This window comes from Streptococcus sp. CCH8-H5, from assembly GCF_001556505.1.
GTDB lineage: Bacteria > Bacillota > Bacilli > Lactobacillales > Streptococcaceae > Streptococcus.
Genome location: NZ_LSIZ01000146.1, coordinates 1 through 774, shown reverse-complemented (window position 1 = coordinate 774; position 774 = coordinate 1). Strand labels below are relative to the sequence as shown.

Genomic DNA, 774 nt, shown 5'->3' with positions numbered 1-774 from the left:
GAGTCTTAGTACCTGCTTTGTCAGTAAGGTCTGTAGCGACAACTGGTTTAGCTGGTGCACTTGGATCTTTAACAGTTACTTTAACTGGAACTTCATCCTTAGAACCATCTGGGTATGTGACAACGACTGTTGGTGCTTTGTCACCTGGTGTTGTTGTATCTACTGGATCCTTGAAGGCTACTGTTGTACCCTTAGGAAGATCTTTGAGGTTGTCAATTGAATCTTCTGCTTTTGGTTTTTCACCTGGTTTAACAGTTTGATCTTTCGATACTGGAGTGTTCTTATCTGCATCTGTAGCTGGTGCACTTGGATCTTTTACAGTTACTTTAACTGGAACTTCATCCTTAGAACCGTCTGGGTATGTTACCACTACTGTCGCATCTTTTTCACCTGGTGTTGTTGTGTCCACTGGTGTCTTGAACTCTACGGTTGTGCCTTTAGGAAGATCATCTACATTACCGATTGAATCTTTAGCAGATGGTTTATCTCCTGGTTTAACAGTTTGATCTTTCACTACTGGAGTGTTCTTATCTGCGTCAGTACGAGGATCTACAACCTTGATAGTAACTGGCACTTCATCCGTTGAACCATCTGGGTAAGTCACAACGACTGTTGTTCCTTTATCTCCTGGAGTTGTTGTATCCACTGGTGTCTTGAAGTCAAACTTCGTACCGTTTGGAAGGTCACCGACATTGCCAATTGAATCTTGCGCATTTGGGGTTGTTCCTGGTGTTACTGTTTGTGCCTTAGCTGTTGGATTATTCTTATCCGCAT

1 protein-coding gene is annotated in these 774 nt (G+C 42.6%); it reads right to left on the bottom strand.

The genetic code is table 11. The annotated features are described in order from the left end of the window. On the bottom strand, positions 1-774 hold a 774-nt coding region (locus tag AX663_RS09450), incomplete at both ends, for a Rib/alpha-like domain-containing protein (RefSeq protein ID WP_269449973.1).